The sequence below is a fragment of the Rhodococcus sp. C26F genome, from assembly GCF_053345925.1.
On sequence record NZ_JBKFBA010000111.1, the window covers coordinates 1 to 998 of the forward strand.

Consider the following 998-nt stretch of genomic DNA (forward strand, 5'->3'; position numbering starts at 1 on the left):
CTACGGGCCGGACAGCTCCCACACCTGACCCTGGTGATGGTGGACATTGAGCGGCACACGCGCGGCGGGACTGGTCACCCGCTCGTAACGCATCCTTATGTGGCGGTGATCGCTACACCTTTGAGAGGATCGACCTATGTCTGATTTCTGGCGCGGCTTCTGGCTTCTGCCGCTCACTCTCGTGGTTGTTGCGATCGCTCTCGCGATCCTCGTCATCACGTGGTGGGTGGTCTCCGATCGATTCCTGCAGAACCGGTTCTGGCGAGAGCAGGACCCCATTGTTGGCAGCAAGTTCAACAAGGCCGTGCATTATCCGAGTGACCAAGCCGCGATGCACCTTCTCGCCCGGTGGGCATGGGGGGTGAAGATCTTCCCCGGCGTTCGCATGGCGTTGTATGTCAGCAGCGAGCGCCCCTCCGATGAGGACTGGCGCGCCGCGAAGGATGCGCTCTACGAGATCCAGATGCGCCGGTACCGCCAGAAGGACGAGGCGGAAGAGGTCGCCGGATAGCCTGCTCGGGTGACTCCGCAGAAACGTGGACTGATTCCCGATCCGGAGCGGGCACGCATCCTCGCCGCGATGCGTGCCCGCGACGACGCCGAAACCGAGCTGCGGGCTGCGGTCGTCGCCGGATTGTTGGCCGGCGGTTCGGTTCGTGAGATGGCCGACCTGACGGGCATGTCGACGAACACGATCCAACGCTGGGGCCGTGAGGGTGGGTGGCCGTCCCCGGCGCAGAAGGCGGCGCGGGCGGCGAAGCGCGCCGAGGTCGAGGACTGGGACGCCCGGATCGAAGCGGCGACACGGGCGCTCGAGCACCTCGACGGCAACGATCAACGTTGAGTTGAATGTTCACCTGAACTGATGCGTGGCACTGCCCGCCACATCACTAGCGCATCCCGCGATGGCAGTTACAAGGCTGCTCTCAGGTACCGCGCGTACCTTCCATTGCGTCAAACAAGATCGGCCCCGCACGGTGCTGCGAACACCGGTCGGG

General features: G+C 64.5%; 2 protein-coding genes. Both read left to right on the top strand.

Annotation, left to right across the window (positions count from 1 at the left end; translation table 11 throughout):
• Positions 1 to 136 precede the first annotated feature (136 nt).
• Positions 137 to 511, top strand: coding sequence for a hypothetical protein (locus tag ACLBYD_RS30685; protein ID WP_447819400.1), 375 nt, complete (start codon positions 137 to 139; stop codon positions 509 to 511).
• A 9-nt stretch (positions 512 to 520) separates the two neighbouring features.
• Positions 521 to 844 (top strand): hypothetical protein, encoded by a 324-nt coding sequence (locus tag ACLBYD_RS30690; RefSeq protein WP_447819401.1) that lies wholly within the window; start codon positions 521 to 523, stop codon positions 842 to 844.
• Positions 845 to 998: the final 154 nt, after the last annotated feature.